Origin of the sequence: Geobacillus uzenensis, assembly GCF_002217665.1 — a bacterium.
GTDB classification, from domain to species: Bacteria; Bacillota; Bacilli; order Bacillales; family Anoxybacillaceae; genus Geobacillus; species Geobacillus subterraneus.
Genome location: NZ_NEWL01000002.1, coordinates 450,495 through 468,313, shown reverse-complemented (window position 1 = coordinate 468,313; position 17,819 = coordinate 450,495). Strand labels below are relative to the sequence as shown.

Sequence of the window (17,819 nt, the reverse complement as noted above, 5' to 3'; positions counted from 1 at the left end):
CTACCTTACCATATCAATCAGAAAAAAACAATATATAGTATGATTTTTTGCGAAAATCATACTATATATTGTGATTGAGAACAAATGATTTCGTTTTTGTCAAGCAGAAAAAAAGGCAAAAAACGGCGAAAAGCGGAGAAAACCGGATGAATGGTGCCGTTTTTGCCGAAAAATGAACGATTTTCCATGTTGCTGCCTAGCGCTTAAAGTTCCATTCGTCGCTTTCGTACTTTGTCCGCGCCAATTCCTCGACATACGCCAACTCTTCAGCCGTCAGTATATATGGCTCCAGCACGATGTCCAAGCCCTTTTCAAACCCTTTGTAAAACGCCTCTTTCGCTTCCTCGATCGTTACCGTCCGCTCCGTCAGCTCGTTGATCGCGACCGCCTTGTTTTTAAAATTGCGCTGAAGCCGCTCTTTTACCCGTTCGTTCGGGTATTTAAACAAGCTGAACAACAGCTCTTCGTCCAAGTCAAGCAAAATCGAGCCGTGCTGCAAAATGACGCCCTTTTGCCGCGTTTGCGCGCTGCCGGCCACTTTCCGCCCTTCGACAACGAGCTCATACCACGACGGCGCGTCAAAGCAAACGGCGGAACGCGGGCTGCGCAAATCCGCTTTTTCTTCTTCCGTTTTCGGCACGGCAAAATACGCGTCAAGCCCAAGAAAACGGAAACCTTCTAAAATGCCTTGGGAAATGACACGGTACGCTTCTGTGACCGTCTGCGGCATATCCGGATGCGATTCTGAAACGATTACGCTGTACGTCAATTCTTTGTCATGCAAGACGCCGCGCCCTCCGGTCGGACGGCGGACGAAGCCGAGGCCGTGGCGCTTGACGGCTTCTAAGTCGATTTCTTTCTCCACTTTTTGAAAATAGCCGATTGACAATGTGGGCGGATTCCAACCGTAAAAACGGACGGTGGGCGGAATTTTCCCCGCGCTATGCCAATCCAAAAGCGCCTCATCAAGCGCCATATTAAACGACGGTGAACGGTCGCCAGAATCGATAAAGCGCCATACTTCTTTTGCCATCGTTTCACCTTCTCTACGATTTCAAACATGCCATATCGGGCGTTGCGGCGGCTTGTCCATAAGTCACGCTAAACCGCCTTCTCTGCCGCCTTTACTAGTTTAGCAAACAACGCCTGCCAAGGGAAGAAAAATGCCATTAGGAAAATACTTTGCTTCTAAGCGGCAACTTTATATAATAGGAATAGTGGACGAAGGGAAAGGAGGCCTAACGGGTGGAAGCATTGCTCATCATTCTTGGCGCAATCATCGTGTATTCCGTCATCACCTATTTATGGCAACGCCGAATTGTCAAAGCATTGACGGAAGAAGAGTTCCGCGCCGGCTACCGAAAAGCGCAATTAGTCGATGTCCGCGAACCGGACGAGTTTGCGGCTGGACATATTTTAGGGGCGCGCAACATTCCGCTTACCCAGCTGCGCATGCGCATGAAAGAACTGCGCAAAGATCAGCCGATTTATTTATATTGCCAAAATGGGCTGCGCAGCGGGCGGGCCGCGCAAATGCTCTACCGGAAAGGATACCGCAACTTGTATCATTTAAAAGGCGGATTCAAAAAATGGACAGGAAAAATAAAGAAAAATGCCTAGATATTAAAAAAGGGCGCTCTGCTAGAAACAGCAGGCGCCTCTTTTCATTGGCATCGGCTAGAGCGCCGGCTCAAATTCCGGCGGCAGAACGACCGCTTCTAACACCGACGCAGCCGCGCCGATGGCGCAGCTTTTTTCTTTCAGCTCCGAGGCAATCATATACGGCTCGCTTTCTTTTTTGACGAGAATGCGCTCCCTCACCTCTTTGCGCGCTGCATCAAGCACGAAATCACCGGCCTGAGCAAGCGGGCCGCCGATAATGACCGCCTCCGGGTTGTACGCATAAATCACCTGCAGCAGCCCGATGCCGAGATAGCGGCCCGTTTCTTCCAAAATGCGCGCCAGCTGGGCATCGTTTTCGGCCGCCAGCGCCATCGCCGCGATGGAAAAGCGGTCGTCAAGCCATTCTGTACGCCCCTCTTCCGCCAAACGGCGCTTGATATATTTTTCCGACGCGTACATTTCCCAGCAGCCGATGTTGCCGCAGTTGCAGCGAGCGCCGTTTAAGTCGATCGTATGATGGCCGATTTCCCCCGCCAGCCCGTTCACCCCGCGATACAGCTGATGATGCAAGACGACGCCGGCGCCGATGCCGATGCCGGCGCTAATATAAACAAAATGGGCAAATTCCTTGCCGGCGCCGAACCATTTTTCCCCAAGTGCCGCCAGCTTCGCCTCGTTTTCGACGATGACCGGATATTGCGGCCACCGTTTTTGCAAAGCCGAAGCGAGGGCGACATCATCCCAGCGCAAGTTCGGGGCGAAAATGACTGTCCCGCTTTCTGTGTGCACGACGCCGGGGACGCCGATCCCGATTCCCATCACGCCGTACGGCGTCGCCGGCGCCCGGCGGATGGCCGCCTCAATCAACTCGATCATTTCACTGACAATTGCCTCCTGTCCCTCCTCCGGGCGGAACGAACGCCGCTGCTCCCAAATGATTTCGGCGTTTAAGTTCGTCAAGACGGCGTATAAATAGTTGACGCCAAGCTCAACGCCGACGAGCGAGCCGGCATCGGCGTTAAAGCGGAGCATGAGCGGCCGGCGTCCGCCGGTCGAAACACCGATGCCGCTTTCATGAACGAAGTGTTCAGCGATCAGCTCGTCGACGAGGGCGGAAACGGTCGCTTTGTTCAAGCCAGTCGTTTTCGCAATGTCGGCGCGCGAAATCGGGTGCTGGTCGCGAATGAGTTTCAACACAAGCTGTTTATTCATTTTTTTGACAAGAGTAATGTTTCCTGTCCGCACGTGACTAGTCATCCTTTTTATCTTATTTGTTTAGTATGCCCCGCGAATGTGCGGATGCACTTCGGTTTCATAAAACTGGCGAAGCCGCGCCATTTCTTCTTCGCTGAACGATGGCACCGCCAGCGCCGCCAAGTTTTCTTCGACTTGTTTCACCGTTTTAAAGCCCGGAATGGCGCACGTCACTTCTTCATGATCAATGACCCATCGGAGCGCCGCTTTCGCCATGCTGCCGCGCCCATCGGCAATCCAACGCAGCTTGTCGGCGAGCTCCACCCCTTTTTCAAACTCCAAACCGCCGAACGTTTCCCCAACATTAAACTGTTCACCGTTGCGGTTGAAACGGCGGTGGTCATCCTCAGCAAACGTCGTTTGCTTCGTGAACTTGCCGGTCAGCAGCCCGCTGGCGAGCGGGAGGCGGACCAAAATGCCGACGCCGCGCCGTTTCGCCTCCGGAAGCAGGCGCTCGAGCGGCTTTTGCCGCAAAATGTTGAAGATGACTTGCAGCGCGCTTGCCTGCGAATGCTCGATGACGTACAGCCCTTCTTCCATCGTTTCGACGCTGACGCCGTAATAGCGGATTTTTCCTTCCTGCTTTAACTTCTCTAACACTTCAAACACGGCGCCTTGCTTTAAAATGGCAAACGGCGGGCAATGAATTTGATACAAATCGATCGCCTCGCGGCCGAGCCGTTTCAAGCTTGCCTCACAATATGCGCGCACGGACGCTTCGGAATAGTTGTCCGGGTCATGGATATCGCCGGCGCGGCAAAACTTCGTCGCTATGTAGATGCGGTCTTCCTTCCCTTTTGTCGCCTTCGCCAACAGCTCTTCGCTATGGCCGTTGCCGTACACATCAGCCGTATCAAAAAAGTTAACCCCCTGCTCGATGGCGTAGGCGAGGGCGCGCAACGATTCTTGATCGTCGACTTTCCCCCACGAGCCGCCGATCGCCCACGTACCGAAGCTGAGTTCGCTCACTCGAAGGTCGGTATTTCCTAACTGCCGGTATTGCATGTCTCACTCCCCCTTATTGATGGATCATTGCCATTAGTTTATATGATAAACTAACTAAACTTTTCTGTCAACGCTGCAATAGCGGCGCAGCCGGCCTAAACGAAACGGCCCGCCCATTGTTGGACGAGCCGTTTGTCGGTATCAGTGATCAGTTTCTCGGTTTTTGATAGCGCAAAATCGGCTTGCGCGCCGCGGTCGTTTCATCGAGCCGCTTGACAACGGTCGTATGCGGCGCTTCTTGGACGATCTCCGGGTTTTCTTCCGCTTCCTTGGCAATTTGAATCATCGCATCGATGAACGCATCGAGCGTTTCTTTCGATTCCGTCTCGGTCGGCTCGATCATCATGCACTCTTCGATGATGAGCGGGAAGTAAATCGTCGGCGGATGGAAGCCGAAATCAAGCAGCCGCTTGGCGATATCGAGCGTTCTGACTCCGAGCTTCTTTTGTCGTCTGCCGGAGAGGACAAACTCGTGCTTGCAATGGCGGTCATACGGCAAATCGTAATAGTCGGCAAGCCGGCGCATCATATAGTTGGCGTTTAAGACGGCATACTCGCTCACCGCTTTTAAGCCGTCCGGCCCCATCGAGCGGATGTACGTGTACGCCCGGACGTTAATGCCGAAGTTGCCGTAAAACGGCTTGACGCGGCCGATCGACTGCGGGCGGTTATCATCGAGATAATAGCCGTTTTCCCCTTTGGCAATGACCGGCTTCGGCAAAAATGGGATGAGATCGGCTTTCACCCCGACCGGCCCGGAACCTGGACCTCCGCCGCCGTGCGGGCCGGTGAACGTTTTATGCAAGTTCAAATGGACGACGTCAAAGCCCATGTCGCCCGGGCGCGCCTTGCCGAGAATGGCGTTTAAGTTCGCGCCGTCATAGTACAGCTTGCCGCCCGCCTCATGGATGATTTGTGCCATCTCGACGATTTGCTCTTCAAACAGCCCGAGCGTGTTCGGGTTTGTGAGCATGAGCGCCGCTGTATCCGGGCCGACGACGCGTTTTAAATCCTCTAAATCAACAAGTCCGTCAGCGGTCGAGCGGACCGTCACTGTTTCAAAACCGGCAACGGTTGCCGACGCTGGATTCGTGCCGTGCGCCGAGTCGGGAACGATCACTTTCGTCCGTCCGAAGTCGCCGTTCGCTTCGTGATAGGCGCGGATCATCATCAGCCCGGTCCACTCGCCGTGAGCGCCGGCGGCCGGTTGCAACGTAACCGCATCCATCCCGGTAATTTCTTTTAAGTGCTCTTGCAAGTCGTACATGAGCTCAAGCGCTCCTTGCACCGTTTCCTCCGGCTGCAGCGGATGGATGTGGGCAAATCCGGCGAGACGGGCGACATTTTCATTGATTTTCGGATTGTATTTCATCGTGCACGACCCGAGCGGGTAAAACCCGGAATCGACGCCGTGGTTTCTCTTCGAGAGCGCCGTATAATGGCGCATTAAGTCGAGTTCCGACACTTCTGGCAGCTCCGGCTCCTCGGTGCGGAAATAATCCGCCGGCACAAGCTCGCTCACATCAACAGCCGGAACATCAAGCGCCGGCAGGCTGTAGGCAATTCGTCCTGGCTTGCTCCGTTCGAAAATAAGCGGTTGATCGTTATGCATGGCAATCCCCCAATTCGTTTACGAACCGATCGATTTCTTCCTTCGTCCGCAGTTCCGTGACAGCAATAAGCATATGGTTGACGAGCTCCGGATAATCAAAGCCAAGGTCGTAGCCGCCGATGATCCCTTTTTTCAGCAAGCGGGCATTGACATCATCGACCGGCTGGCCGAGCCGGATGACAAATTCGTTGAAAAATGGACCGGCAAACGGCGACAGCAAGCCGCGTTTTTCGAGCTCGCTTTTCGCATAATGCGCCTTTTGCATGTTCATCGCCGCCATCTCTTTCACGCCCCGCTTGCCGAGCGCCGAGAGCGCCACTGAAGCAGCCAAGGCGTTTAACGCTTGGTTTGAGCAAATGTTCGATGTCGCTTTATCGCGGCGGATGTGCTGTTCGCGCGCCTGCAGCGTCAAGACAAATCCGCGGCGCCCGTCCTCGTCGGTCGTCTGTCCGACAAGACGGCCCGGAATTTTTCGCATGAGCGGCGCTTTGACGGCGAAATAGCCGCAATGTGGGCCGCCAAACTGCATCGGAATGCCAAACGGCTGCATATCGCCGACGACGATGTCGGCGCCAAACGCCCCAGGCGGAGTCAACACACCGAGGGCGAGCGGGTTGCTGGCGACAACGAATAAACTTTTCTTTTCATGAACGAGCGGCTCGATCGCTTTTAACGGCTCGATTTGGCCGAAAAAGTTCGGATATTGGATTACGACGCACGCCACATCGTCTCCCATTTCGGCTGCGAGCGCCTCAAGATCAGTAACACCGCCGTTATACGGAATTTCTTTCACCTCAAGCTGCTGTCCTTTTGCATACGTGCGCACGACTTCGCGATATTGCGGATGGACGGCGCTAGAGAGGAGCACTTTGTTCCGTTTCGTATGGGCGGCGCTCAGCAACACTGCTTCTGCGAGCGACGTGCCGCCGTCATACATCGATGAGTTGGCGACGTCCATGCCGGTCAGCTCACACACCATCGTTTGGAACTCGAAAATCGCCTGCAGCTCGCCTTGCGAAATTTCCGGCTGGTACGGCGTATACGCCGTGTAAAATTCGGAACGCATCAAGACGTGGTCGACGACGGCTGGAATATAATGGTCGTATACTCCGGCGCCTAAAAAGGAAACGTGTTGTTTCGCATTGGCATTTTTGTCCGCCAGCGCACTTAACTCTTTCCACAGCTCCGGCTCCGATTTCGCCGGTTTCACATTCAGCTCGCCGCGGAAGCGGACTTGTTCCGGAATGTCGGCGAACAGCTCATCGATCGAGGCAACACCGATCGTCTTCAACATTTCTTGCTTGTCTTCTTCCGTCATCGGCAAATAACGGTGGAGCACAGTTTTCCTTCCCCCTTACTTATGACTTGGCCCGCTTGTAAAACGGGGTCGGTACAATAGTGGCTTTCAATCGTTTGCCGCGGATATCCACTTCTACTTCTTGGCCGATCGCGGCCACTTCCGCTTTGACAAGAGCTAACCCGATGTTTTTTTTCAACGTCGGCGACTGCGTGCCGGTCGTGACGAATCCGGCTTCTTCACCGGCGGCAAACACGCGGTAGCCGTGGCGCGGAATGCCTTTATCGATCATCTCGATCCCGACAAGCCGACGCGGCGGGCCGGCTTCTTTTTGCCGTTTCAGCACGGCTTGGCCGATAAACGGCGTTTCTTTTTCCGTTTTAACGGCAAAGCCGAGCCCGGCTTCAAGCGGCGAGATCGTTGCCGACAGCTCTTGGCCGTAAAGCGGCAAACATGCTTCAAACCGAAGCGTGTCGCGCGCCCCTAACCCGCACGGGAGAACGCCGTTCTCAGCCCCGGCTGTCAAGATGGCCTCCCATAGGGTGATGGCGTCTTCCGCCTGGCAGTACAGTTCAAACCCGTCCTCACCGGTATAGCCGGTGCGCGAGACGAGCGCCTTTACGCCGGCCGCTTCCACATCGTCTTGGAACGAAAACGGACGCAGCGCCGACAAATCAACATTGGTCAATTTTTGTAGCACGCGTTCGGCCGCCGGTCCTTGCAAAGCAAGTTGAGCCGTTTCAGCCGACACATCCTCGAGCCTGACGCCGTCATCTGCGTGCTCGCTTAGCCACGCAAAATCTTTTTCTGTATTTGCGGCGTTGACGACAAGCAAATAGTCGTCTTCCCCTTTTTGGTAAATCAACAAGTCATCAACCGTGCCGCCGTTTTCATCGCACATGAGTGTATATTGCGCCCGTCCCGGCCGCAGCTTGGCAACATCGTTCGTCATCAGCTTTTGCAAAAACGCAAGACTGCCGCGGCCGCGGACGGTGATTTCCCCCATATGGGAGACATCAAACAGTCCGGCACGCGTCCTTACAGCTTCGTGCTCTTCTTTGATGCTCGAAAATTGCACCGGCATTTCCCAGCCGCCAAATTCAACCATCTTGGCGCCGTGACGGGCGTATACCGGAAAGAGCGGCGTGCGCTTCAGCATCCGATTCCCTCCTTTTGATCTGTGACGCAAAAAAGGACAGACTCCACCCTTTATATAAAAGGTGGGGCTCTGTCCTGGCACCTGAAAGTTTCCCGTCGGCCTTAGGCCGGCGCAGCCGTGAGCGGTTCGCGCGGGCCGATCGGTTTCCTCTTGGGTGGTCCGCCTATGGGCAGACGCTCTCCAGAGCTGCGTCAAGCAAGAGTCTTTTTGCCTGAGAGATTCGCGTTTCCGCTTGCTCCTTCGGCGCTACATTCCGTAGTCTCTCCCCTTGCCGTCATCCGCCGGTCAATAAATTTTTCCAAAGCGGGCATACTAAAAAACGCCCTTATCCACCATTCATGCGAATGTTCTAAATTTATACTACCATTAACTACGCAAAAAGGGCAATAGGAAATGAACGAACTTTTATAGAAATTAACTACAAAAATGTTCTTTTTCTGCTTAACGTATCATCTGCGATCAATATAAATATTCGCAACAAGGGAAGGGGATGGCCATGGACATCGAGATGAAAATGGATGAAACGTGGAAGGAGGAATTTCTTGAGCGCGTCGAAAAAGACGGCCCGTGGGCAAGCTGGGAAATGTACGAACTGGCGTTAGAGGCCGCCCGGCATGTAAGCGTGCCGGAATTTCACGGCTTGCAGGCGCCGAAACATTTGCCGCATGTAACCATTCTGCCGCATCAGCTTGAAGTGGCGCGCCGCGTCGTCGAGGAGATGAACGGCAAGGCGATTTTGGCCGATGAAGTCGGGCTTGGCAAAACGATTGAAGCAGGGCTCGTCCTTAAAGAATATATGATTCGCGGCCTCGTCAAAAAAGCGCTTATTCTCGTTCCCGCCTCCCTTGTTTCGCAATGGGTGAAAGAGCTGAACGAAAAGTTTTTCATCCCGGCCGTTCAGCAAAAAAAGAGCTATGTCTGGGAGCAATGCGACATTGTCGTCTCATCGATCGATACGGCGAAAAAACCGCCGCACCGCGACATCATTTACGAGCAGCCGTATGATATGATCATCATCGATGAGGCGCACAAGCTGAAAAACAACAAAACGAAAAACTACGAGTTTGTGCAACATTTAAAAAAGAAGTTTTGTTTGCTGCTGACGGCGACGCCGATCCAAAACCGGATCGAAGAAATTTTCAATCTCATCTCGCTTCTGAAGCCCGGCCATTTAGGCAACGCCGAACAGTTTGCGAAAACGTACGGCAAAACGCGGGCCGTACAAACAAACGACCATTTAAAAGCGCTCGTCAACAAGGTGATGATTCGCAACCGCCGCGCTGACACGCCGATCGAATGGTCAAAACGCCACGTCGAGCCGGTGCTGATCGAGTTTACCGCTGAGGAACGCGAACTGTACGAGGCGGTAAAGGCGCTCCGCCATGAATCGTTCGCCGGTTCGTTTTCCCTCATTACGCTGCTTCGTGAGGCATGCAGCAGCCGCGAAGCGTTGTTTTTGACCGTCAAAAATATGATTGACAAATGTGAAGGGGCGGTTCCGGAAGCGCTTGAACATGTGCTTGAAAAAATCAACGCCGTCACGACGAACTCAAAGGCGGAAAAAGCGCTCGAACTCATCCGCTCGATCAATGACAAAGTGATTATTTTCACCGAATACCGGGCGACGCAGCTGTATTTGCAATGGTTTTTAAAGCAGCACGGCATTTCGTCCGTCCCGTTTCGCGGCGGCTTCCGGCGCGGCAAGAAAGACTGGATGCAAGAGCTGTTTAAACATCATGCGCAAGTGTTTATCGCCACCGAAGCGGGCGGCGAAGGGATCAACTTGCAGTTTTGCCGCCACGTCATCAACTACGACTTGCCGTGGAACCCGATGCGCCTCGAACAGCGGATCGGCCGCGTCCACCGGCTCGGCCAGACCGATGACGTCCACATTTACAACTTCGCCGTCAAGCAGACGGTTGAAGAACATATTTTAACGCTTCTGTACGAAAAAATCCGCTTATTTGAACGGGTCGTCGGCGAATTGGACGACATCTTGGCGAAAATGAACCTCGCCAACCTTGAACATTACTTTGAAGACGCCCTCGTCCATTCGCGGAGCGAAGGGGAAATGAAAATTAAAATGGAAAACATCATGGCGATGATCGAGCTGGCCGAACAGCTCGGAAAAGAAGGAGGCGAACGGCATGCAGCAACATGAAATCCGCCGTTTTGTCGAGCGTTACTTTGCAGCGAACGGCTGCACCTTTTTGGAAGCAAACGACGACTATATGACGATCCAGCTGACGGCAGAAATGGATAAAGAGCTGATGAATCGGCCGTTTTATTGGCATTACATCGAACGGACGGGCGGCGTTCCGCAGCCAATGCAGCTGACGCTGATCACCCGCCCGAGCGAGCAGACGGACAAGCTAAAAGGCGAGCGGCTTCATTTCGGAGCGCCGCGGCTGCACCAGCTGTTCCGCTCGGCGCAAAAACGAGGGAGCTTTATCCGTCTGTATGAGGAGCCAGACGCCCCCTTGAGCGGAAACGCCGCCCTTCACCCATGGCTTGGCATGAACGTGGTGATTTCGTATGAATGCGACCGAAAAAAAGATGAGATCGTTTCACTTGGTATTCATCTCATCAGCGGAACAATGATCGAATCGTTTCATGAACGGCTGCGCGAGCGGCGGCTGACGCCGAAAATCCCGGACTACTGCTTCACGATCTCCCCGCTCATTAAGCCGCGAAGCGGCATCAGCCGCCTTGAACAATATATTCGCGACCGCATCGCCGCCGACGACCACACATGGGCTGCCGAAGCGCACCAGCGCTGGGCCGATGATTTGGCGCTGCTTGATGAATTTTATAAAGACGCCGAAGAAAAGCCGGAGTGCTATTATCGCGAGAAAGAAGCGCTTGAAAAGCAATACAAGCCGCGCATCACCGTTTCCGTCGTTAACGGCGGCCTGTTCTATTTAATGCCGCGCTCCTCATAGCGGCTCCATAAGCGGGCAAACCGGCTCCATTTAAGCCAAAAACGCCCGCCGGCCGACAAGGCCAGCGGGCGTTCGTCACGGGCGACGCCGCAACAACAGGCGGAGCGAAAGCGGCATCAGCCCGAACAGGCGGTAAGAGAGCGGGGGCTGCTCTTGTTTCCGCTCACTTCGCCGCCGCGTCCGCTCCTCTTTCGGCATATCCGTGTAAGCGACAAACTGCTGGGTGACAAATTTGACATAATCATTGACCGCCATTAGAGTCCCCCCTTTTTCTTTTAGTTTTTCCGTCCCTTTCCTTTTTTAATCGTTTTGTTCGCTCCACTCGGTGATATGGAGTGACGGAATCATCACTGTAAACGCAGCGCTCCTTCTAAGCCCGGACGAAGAGCGAACAGATAGGGAGACCCGGACACTCGTTTCCCCTACTTTTTCCCAACGGTAGGCGGCCGTTCCGCGCGGGTACGTCCATCCCCCTTCGTGCACCACTGTCGACGGGTCCGACGACGCGATTTGTTCTTTCACGTCAAACACGGCCATCTGCACGAGCTCATCGGCTTCGGCCGCCTGCCGAGCGGCATGCGCCGCCTGTTGTTCCACTTCATACAAAAGCACGATGTGCGTGACGGAAAAAGCGAGCAGCAAAGCAACAACCGCTACAAGCGGAAAAACGACGCCGTCCTGACGTCCCATCTCTCCCCTTCTACTCCTTTCTTTGTTCCTCCGTCCTTTCCTCTCAAAAGTCAATGCAGCTCGTCGCCCAAGCGAGCGAAAGGAGGTATAACGGCTGCTAAGAGCCGCTAGCCATTCAGTAAAAAATCCTCCCACTAAAACGCCCGCGCCACAAACGCTTCATAAACTATTCCATCGGTAGCTGTCACTTGCACAAACAGACCACGGATGCCCGTACTGTATGAAACAGCACGCACATGACGAAGTGCTGTTTCGTTGCCAGTGCCGTCCACTTGGCGGATGATGTTGGATTTTACTAACGAAAAGCTCACCTTGTCGCCATTCCATTTTTGCAAATAAAGCGTCGCCCCGTCCGTCGACCATCGTTCCGTTTCATGCAATTCGATTTGCAGTTGCTGCAAAAACAAGCGCCACTCAAGGTGCGTAAACCCATCAACTGACACATCAGCACCAAGCGGGCGGACGGATAGCAGCGCCGGGATGACCGCAGCAACGGTCAACGCGGCCGCCAGCGCCAACAGCGCTTCCAAAAGCGTAAATCCCGACTCTCTCCCTGCTACCGCTTGCCGTACCCGCACCGTTCCACCTCGCGGCCGACGTAGTCGTTCCAGCGCACGCATACTTTCCACATCCGCCCCCCTTCATCGCGCGCCTGCACATGAAACACCGTTCGCCCATCCGCCACCGCCGTATCGCCGACAAGCGGCTCTTCATATAAAGCGATGGTTAACAGCCGGCGCGCTTTTTCCTCGAGCGCAAGGTTGTTCCGTTCCATGGCGATTTGCATATATAAGGGCAGGAGGACAGCAGCCGCCGTCCATAGCAATACCAAGGCGAACAGCGCCTCGACGAGCAAAAATCCGCCGCTACATTTTTTGCACATAAAACCGCCCTTTCCCAAGCAAAAACGTCACTTTATAACTGCCTTTGCTGCTTTTCACCCAAACGGTCCCGCCTTGCTTGATATTGCCGTTATCAGTAAAGATGAGCGGGTTGCGCAGCGTGCCGAGCTGAAACCGCCATGGCGCCGGGAGCGTGCGGGCGACGATCCGTTGGCCGCTATGTGTGTCAACTGCCTGATACTCGCCGCGCCCTTCGGTGAAAAACACGGACACTTTCCTCCGCTTGGCAATGGCATGCTGCTGGGCGCCATACAAATCGGCGCGCAGCAGCGCCAACATATACGTCTCCTCACGCTCGTGCACGACCCCGCCGAGCGCCGGGACAGCCAACGTTGTCAACAGAAGCGCGATTGACAAAACGACAAGCATTTCAAGCAGCGTAAACCCGCCGTTACGAGCCAACTTCACTCACATCGCCGTTCTCATTGATTTCGATCGCGTGACCGTTCGGACATTTGTCCGATTTAATATAGCGGCCATCAAGCAATTCCTGCACGGTTGGAATTTTGTTATGCTCCATCTCATATGCCTTCACTTGCGCCTGCACTGTGTTCAAAAATGCCTCGCATCCTTTGGTGTTAATCATGCCGTTATGCTTCGTGATGTTCGGAATCGCCACTAACAGCAGCACGGAAATGACCATTAGCACAATGAGCATTTCAATGAGGGTAAACCCTTTTTCGTTCACGAGAACTCCTCCTTTATAGTGTATAGTCAGTATTAGGCTTCAGCTTAGCCGCCTATCCCTTAGGCAGCCTACAGCCCGTTCAACATCGAAAACATCGGCAGCAAAATAGCTAAATACATGCCGACGATGAGCGCTCCGACTGCCGACAACAAGAGTGGCTGCACAAGCTTCAGCGCCGTTTCGAGCCGCTTTTCGATCACTTGCAGCAAAAACTCGCCGTAATGTTCGAGCTCTTTGCCCAGTTCGCCGTTCGACTGGCCATGGCGGATGACAAGCGGCAACTCCGGCTCGTAATAGCGGACGGCGCTGACGAGATGATCAAGCGCCATCCCTTTGACCAACCCCTCGCGAATTCGCTTGCCTTCCATTTGCAGAAACGGCCAAGAGAAAGGCTCACTGAAAACACCGAGCGCTTCATAGACGGACAAACCCGCTTGCAGCAGGCGGCCGAGCTGGCGGGCCATGATATATGTGACGAGCAGCCTCACAAACGAAGCGCACCATGGAATGGATAAGGCGAGCTGAAGCTGGCGGTCAACCGGCCAGCGGCGGAAGAAAACGGCGTAAAACAACCAGGAGAAGATGGCGAGGGCGGCGATGGCCGCCAACGCCATCGGAGCATCAGCGATGAACGCAATAAGTAAGGAAGTCTGTTCATTCCCGGGCGAAAGCGCCGCGGCGGTCCGCTCAAATTGCGGCAGCAGCCACCGTTCCATCAACAGAAGCATGACGATGAGCAAAACAAAGAGAAAAAGCGGGTAGCGGCCGAAGCGGCGCAGCTGTTCACCGAAGTGCGCTTTTTGCGCGAGCGCCGCTCCCGCCTCCGCCATGCCGCGCGGCAAATCGCCATGCCGTTCGGCAAAAAAGAGGAGGCTGACAGCAAGACGGTCAACCGGCAGCGCCTCGATGGCGGCAAACACCGGCAAACCGGCCCGCAGCTGGCGCAGGCAGCGCTCAAGCTCCAGCCGGCGCTTCATTGGGGCTTGGATGGCTAAAAATTCGAGCGCTTGTCCGAGCGGATAGCCGCGCTCGAGCAGCCGGCCAAGCCGGACAAAAAACAACGCCTGTTCAGCAAGCGGCCACATTTTCCCCTTCATCGTCCTTCCCCTCCGACAAGTCTCAGCGCGCGAACCGGCAAATAACCGAGCGCGATTCCTTTGCGGATGAGGCGGGCTAATGTCATATGGCGGCGGAGCCGTCGCCCGTCTCCGTCCGACAGTGAACGGATGGCATCAAGAAGCGCCGGGCCGTAAAGCAGTTCATGGACGGCAGCGCGCCGTCTGCGTCGAAGCTGGCGACACGCCGGATGGCAGTCGTCGCCGCATAGCGGACAGCACAGTTCAACGAGACGCTGCGCCGAAACGGCGAGCAACGTCTCCGCTAAATCGCCGGGCGGCACCCCGAACTCATGCAGCCGGTACACCGCGCCGACCGCATCGGCAGCATGCATGGTCGACACGACTAAATGTCCTGTTAACGCCGATCGCACGGCGATCGCCGCCGTATCATGGTCGCGGATCTCGCCGACCATTAACACGTCCGGGTCATGGCGCAAAGCAGCTTTCAAGCTCGCCGCATACGTGATGCCCGCTTTTTCATTGATCTGCACTTGCAAAAACCGGTCATTCCGTTTTTCGATCGGATCTTCCAGCGTGATGATGTTGCGTTGTCTTTCCGCTTGGCAAACGTCAAGAAGCGTATACAATGTCGTCGTCTTTCCCGACCCGGTCGGTCCGGTCAACAGTACGAGCCCTTGCGGCTGCTGCATAAAGGAAAACAACCGTGCGGTGGATTGAGGAAATAAGGATAGTTCGCGAAGCGGCAGCGAAAAGCGCTGCGGCAGAAGGCGGATGACGAGGCTTTCATCGTAAAGCGTCGGCAGCGTCGATAAGCGCAAATACACCGTTTCCCCGGACTCATTCACTTCCATCGCGCCGCTTTGCGGTCGGCGGCGTTCGCCGATATCCATGCCGGCTAGAAACTTGAAATGGACGATGACGCGTTCAGCGGTTTCTTTCGGGAGCGCGCCGACATCGGTGAGCGTGCCGTCAAGACGGAGGCGAATGGCCGCATCATGGCGGCGCGGGACGAGGTGAAGATCAGAGGCGCGGCGCTGCACCGCTTCAGCGAGGAGACGGTTCGCTACTTGTTCGATATCATCCAGCGCAAAATTCCTCCTTTCGACAAGTTGCTTTATATTTCGACGGACATTGCTCGTTTTCCTGCCGCCGCCGAAAAAATTTTTTTCGTGAACATTTTTTGAACTTTAAACGACTTGCTGCCAATAGTGACAAAAATCATTCTTCGCCCCAACCCATTTCATTATAATAACGTTATCAATGATTTATTTAGGAGGGAAACGTAATGGAACAAACGTTAAAAATTACAAACGTGCTGTCTGACCCAACAAGGTTTCATATTTACGAATACATGGCTAAAATACACCGCGAAGTTTCCGTTCAAGAGATCGCTGAAAAGTTTCACATCCATCCGAACGTCGCCCGTCTTCACTTGACAAAGCTGGAAGATGTCCGCATGGTCGTATCGGATACGCAAAAGACCGGAAAAGGCGGACGGCCGAGCCGGTTGTACCGGTTGTCGGACGAAGTCGTCGGTCTGTACTTTCCGTTCCGCGATTACAAACTTTTGGCTCAAATCGCCATTCAAACGATGGCCAAACTCGGTCCGGCCGGGCTTGAAGCGCTGCGTGAAACAGGGAAACAGTTCGGCTATGAACTCGTTGCCAGCCGCTTGCCGCATAACGGTTCAACGGGCGCGCTTACCTTGGAGGAAAAAATCCGCATCATGGAGGAAGCGGCAGAGGCGGCCGGGTTTCTTCCCCAATTTCACTATGAAGAAGACGAAGGAATGCTTTACCTTGACATTTTCAACTGTCCGTTCAAGGAGATCGCCGTACAGCAGCCTGACACCGTTTGCGGCATGCACCATGCTTTTTTAGAAGGAATGGTGGAAGCGCTGTTTGCCGATGCGAACATGGCTGAAACAGAAAATATGATGGATGGCAGCCGCCGTTGCGCCTACCGCATCGCCATCCGCCCGTAGCAGCGGCCCTTCTCCCTCCTTTTTTCATGCGTGAGCGGCGTTTTGGCGGCAGGCGCTCAATCTTTTTCTCACAGCCTGTCCGAAAGCGTTATTTACATTCCCAACTATTGTACATTATAATAAGTAAGGATAAATGGATTGCATAGAAGGAGGGATACATAATGGACCGCATGTTCCGCGTGCTCGCTTTTTGGACCGGCATTTTCGCTGTCATGTTTTACCTCGGCCATATGCATACGACATCGCTTATCTTCTTTGGCCAAACGGTGTTTTTCCTGTTCCTCGGCTTTTTAAAACTGACCGAGAGAATGTACATTTATATTTTCGGGGCGTATTTAACGATTTTCTTTGCCGCGTTCACGTATTGGACGACGTTTATGATGGTGCCCGGCATGGGCGAATAAAAACAGGCAGATTCCTCTGCCTGTTTTTCTTTACGGCAAAAACTCCGGCGCCGCCCACATGTCGGCAGCAGAAAGCTTTGCTCCTTTTTGGTGAATGGACACATCAAAAAAGCGACTGATGCCGTCATCAGCAATGAGCGCGCGGATCATCCGGTTTTGCCGGCTCGCCGCCGAAAACAACTCCGCACTCTCGGAAACGGCCCATTCGTGTAAAAGGCCAGCCGCTAACAAAAACCGATCTTGGCGGACGAATGCCACTTCCTCCCACCCGGCCTGCCGGGCGTATAAACGAAATGCATCCCATTGCACATGAGACGTCAAGTCCATCTCCCCCGGATGGAGGAGCGGGTCAGCAATGAGCTGATGGCGGAAATAGCCGCGCAAACTTCCGTGCCGACGCGCTGGTGCAGCCAGCTGTTCATCCGTGCAGCCGTAATCGATGGTCACCATCACCGCCTGGCGGAACAGCGGCCCGATCTCAAGCCAAAACCGTTTCATCGCCAGCGGCACTTCGAGACGCTGGCCTTCAGTGAGAGCCAACCTACGCTCGTCCAAATAACGAATGATGTCCGAATTTCGAAGCGGCGCTTTTTCTTCGACGAGCCGGCCGCCGCGAGCGGCGACGAAACATTCGTATAAAACGCCATGTTCTTTTGTGATGACGTGAACCGGAAAGGCGTCAAAAAACTCGTTGCTAAACACGATGCCGGAAAACGGCCCGCACTCATCGAGCCAACGGGGGATGCCGTCATATTGCCTCACTTTTTCCGCGACCGGACGCAGCGTTTCTTGCTGTCGTCGGCGGTGAAACGGGCTTTGGTCGATGATCATGTACGACAACTTTTGATACGTATGCGGGCTTTTTTTCTTCCATTCTTCCAATACGGCCAGCGCTAGACGCCCGTCCCCGCCTCCCCATTCGCAAACGGCCGGCGGCAGCCCTCCCCGTTCCACGAGCCGAATCCAAAACGAGGCGAGCGCTTTTCCGAACGCCGCTGCCAAAGAGCTGTTCGTGAAAAAATCGCCTTCCTTTCCTATTTTCTCCCGCTCACGCATGTAATAGCCGAAGCGTTCATCATAAAGAGCCATTTGCATGTAGTCGGCATATGACACCCGTCCGCCCGGCGCCGCGGCAACCTCCTTGTACAGTCGGTCCATCTTTCATTCCTTCTCCGTTTTT

General features: G+C 54.3%; 20 protein-coding genes and 1 riboswitch. Of the genes, 5 read left to right on the top strand and 15 right to left on the bottom strand.

Annotated features, from left to right (window positions below; genetic code table 11):
• Positions 1–196 precede the first annotated feature (196 nt).
• A complete protein-coding gene (locus tag B9L21_RS03865) occupies positions 197–1,033 on the bottom strand; it encodes a biotin/lipoate A/B protein ligase family protein (protein ID WP_063165296.1) in 837 nt (278 codons plus the stop codon).
• Positions 1,034–1,245: 212 nt separating this feature from the next.
• On the opposite strand from B9L21_RS03865, the gene B9L21_RS03860 reads away from it, so the two are divergent.
• Entirely contained in the window at positions 1,246–1,620 is a 375-nt protein-coding gene (locus tag B9L21_RS03860; RefSeq protein WP_063165295.1) for a rhodanese-like domain-containing protein, read from the top strand.
• Positions 1,621–1,677: 57 nt separating this feature from the next.
• Here the strand turns inward: B9L21_RS03860 and B9L21_RS03855 are convergent, their stop codons facing one another.
• The 5 genes from B9L21_RS03855 to gcvT form a co-directional block, all read right to left on the bottom strand.
• On the bottom strand, positions 1,678–2,868 hold the full coding sequence (locus B9L21_RS03855) for an ROK family transcriptional regulator (RefSeq protein WP_063857356.1): 1,191 nt from the start codon (positions 2,866–2,868) through the stop codon (positions 1,678–1,680).
• Between the two features lie 30 nt (positions 2,869–2,898).
• Complete coding sequence (locus B9L21_RS03850; protein ID WP_063165293.1) at positions 2,899–3,882, bottom strand: aldo/keto reductase; 984 nt, start codon at positions 3,880–3,882, stop codon at positions 2,899–2,901.
• A 148-nt stretch (positions 3,883–4,030) separates the two neighbouring features.
• Positions 4,031–5,494 carry an aminomethyl-transferring glycine dehydrogenase subunit GcvPB gene (gcvPB, locus tag B9L21_RS03845; RefSeq protein ID WP_063165292.1) on the bottom strand — a complete coding sequence of 488 codons (1,464 nt, stop codon included), beginning with the start codon at positions 5,492–5,494 and terminating at the stop codon, positions 4,031–4,033.
• Entirely contained in the window at positions 5,487–6,833 is a 1,347-nt protein-coding gene (gcvPA, locus tag B9L21_RS03840) for an aminomethyl-transferring glycine dehydrogenase subunit GcvPA (RefSeq protein WP_063165291.1), read from the bottom strand. Before gcvPA ends, gcvPB begins: the two co-directional genes overlap by 8 nt.
• Positions 6,834–6,852: 19 nt before the next feature.
• Complete coding sequence (gcvT, locus tag B9L21_RS03835) at positions 6,853–7,950, bottom strand: glycine cleavage system aminomethyltransferase GcvT (protein ID WP_063165290.1); 1,098 nt, start codon at positions 7,948–7,950, stop codon at positions 6,853–6,855.
• Positions 7,951–8,139: 189 nt separating this feature from the next.
• Positions 8,140–8,228, bottom strand: a riboswitch (glycine riboswitch).
• A 218-nt stretch (positions 8,229–8,446) separates the two neighbouring features.
• Between gcvT and B9L21_RS03830 the strand changes: the two genes are divergently transcribed.
• Positions 8,447–10,111 carry a DEAD/DEAH box helicase gene (locus B9L21_RS03830; protein WP_063165289.1) on the top strand — a complete coding sequence of 555 codons (1,665 nt, stop codon included), beginning with the start codon at positions 8,447–8,449 and terminating at the stop codon, positions 10,109–10,111.
• Positions 10,098–10,892 carry a YqhG family protein gene (locus B9L21_RS03825; protein WP_063165288.1) on the top strand — a complete coding sequence of 265 codons (795 nt, stop codon included), beginning with the start codon at positions 10,098–10,100 and terminating at the stop codon, positions 10,890–10,892. Before B9L21_RS03830 ends, B9L21_RS03825 begins: the two co-directional genes overlap by 14 nt.
• A 75-nt stretch (positions 10,893–10,967) precedes the next feature.
• Here the strand turns inward: B9L21_RS03825 and B9L21_RS03820 are convergent, their stop codons facing one another.
• The 8 genes from B9L21_RS03820 to comGA form a co-directional block, all read right to left on the bottom strand.
• Positions 10,968–11,147 (bottom strand): YqzE family protein, encoded by a 180-nt coding sequence (locus B9L21_RS03820; RefSeq protein ID WP_063165287.1) that lies wholly within the window; start codon positions 11,145–11,147, stop codon positions 10,968–10,970.
• A 45-nt stretch (positions 11,148–11,192) separates the two neighbouring features.
• Entirely contained in the window at positions 11,193–11,582 is a 390-nt protein-coding gene (gene comGG / locus B9L21_RS03815) for a competence type IV pilus minor pilin ComGG (protein ID WP_063165286.1), read from the bottom strand.
• A gap of 134 nt (positions 11,583–11,716) precedes the next feature.
• Positions 11,717–12,160, bottom strand: coding sequence for a competence type IV pilus minor pilin ComGF (comGF, locus tag B9L21_RS03810; protein ID WP_008879847.1), 444 nt, complete (start codon positions 12,158–12,160; stop codon positions 11,717–11,719).
• Positions 12,139–12,465: a hypothetical protein gene (locus B9L21_RS03805; protein WP_063165285.1), complete on the bottom strand. Its 327-nt coding sequence runs from the start codon at positions 12,463–12,465 to the stop codon at positions 12,139–12,141. Before B9L21_RS03805 ends, comGF begins: the two co-directional genes overlap by 22 nt.
• Positions 12,449–12,892 carry a competence type IV pilus minor pilin ComGD gene (gene comGD, locus B9L21_RS03800; RefSeq protein ID WP_225995614.1) on the bottom strand — a complete coding sequence of 148 codons (444 nt, stop codon included), beginning with the start codon at positions 12,890–12,892 and terminating at the stop codon, positions 12,449–12,451. The genes B9L21_RS03805 and comGD overlap by 17 nt, the downstream gene beginning before the upstream one ends.
• Positions 12,876–13,172 carry a competence type IV pilus major pilin ComGC gene (gene comGC, locus B9L21_RS03795; protein WP_082816525.1) on the bottom strand — a complete coding sequence of 99 codons (297 nt, stop codon included), beginning with the start codon at positions 13,170–13,172 and terminating at the stop codon, positions 12,876–12,878. Before comGC ends, comGD begins: the two co-directional genes overlap by 17 nt.
• Before the next feature lie 68 nt (positions 13,173–13,240).
• Positions 13,241–14,269 (bottom strand): competence type IV pilus assembly protein ComGB, encoded by a 1,029-nt coding sequence (gene comGB, locus B9L21_RS03790; protein ID WP_063165284.1) that lies wholly within the window; start codon positions 14,267–14,269, stop codon positions 13,241–13,243.
• Entirely contained in the window at positions 14,266–15,336 is a 1,071-nt protein-coding gene (gene comGA / locus B9L21_RS03785; RefSeq protein ID WP_063165283.1) for a competence type IV pilus ATPase ComGA, read from the bottom strand. Before comGA ends, comGB begins: the two co-directional genes overlap by 4 nt.
• Before the next feature lie 200 nt (positions 15,337–15,536).
• Here comGA and B9L21_RS03780 point away from each other — a divergent pair, with 200 nt between their 5' ends.
• Complete coding sequence (locus tag B9L21_RS03780; RefSeq protein ID WP_063165282.1) at positions 15,537–16,235, top strand: helix-turn-helix transcriptional regulator; 699 nt, start codon at positions 15,537–15,539, stop codon at positions 16,233–16,235.
• A gap of 161 nt (positions 16,236–16,396) precedes the next feature.
• Positions 16,397–16,639, top strand: a complete 243-nt coding sequence (locus B9L21_RS03775; protein WP_008879854.1) for a DUF2626 family protein — start codon at positions 16,397–16,399, stop codon at positions 16,637–16,639.
• Positions 16,640–16,669: 30 nt separating this feature from the next.
• Here B9L21_RS03775 and B9L21_RS03770 read toward each other — a convergent pair whose 3' ends face one another.
• Positions 16,670–17,797: a class I SAM-dependent methyltransferase gene (locus B9L21_RS03770; protein ID WP_063165281.1), complete on the bottom strand. Its 1,128-nt coding sequence runs from the start codon at positions 17,795–17,797 to the stop codon at positions 16,670–16,672.
• Positions 17,798–17,819 lie beyond the last annotated feature (22 nt).